The organism is uncultured Microscilla sp., from assembly GCF_947493425.1.
Classification (GTDB): Bacteria; Bacteroidota; Bacteroidia; order Cytophagales; family Microscillaceae; genus Microscilla.
Genome location: NZ_CANLRP010000573.1, coordinates 1 through 318, shown reverse-complemented (window position 1 = coordinate 318; position 318 = coordinate 1). Strand labels below are relative to the sequence as shown.

At 50.0% G+C, this 318-nt stretch carries 1 protein-coding gene; it reads right to left on the bottom strand.

The window, feature by feature from the left end; genetic code table 11:
* Positions 1-318 (bottom strand): hypothetical protein (locus Q0954_RS34680; protein WP_299466860.1); only part of this gene is annotated, 318 nt, incomplete at both ends.

Here is a 318-nt window from a genome sequence, read left to right as displayed (position 1 = left end):
CGCCGTACAAGCCGTACCCACCCCATAAGCACGCAACCAGATTTTACCCTTCACCAGGTCAACATCGCCCACCTCCAGGTGACGCAAATCGCTGCTCTTGATTCCCTGGTACACATACAAGGACAACAAAACCCGGTCGCGCAAACTTCCCGCATAATCAGCAAACAAACGCTCCAGACAAGCATAAGTAAGCAAAGGAAAACGGCTTTTCTCCACCCCCTTTTTTACCCGAACCCCTTGTGCCGGATTGTTGCGACAAGCACCCAAACCCACCAAATAATCAAAGTAATCGCCCAAAGCCACCAAATGACGATTAAT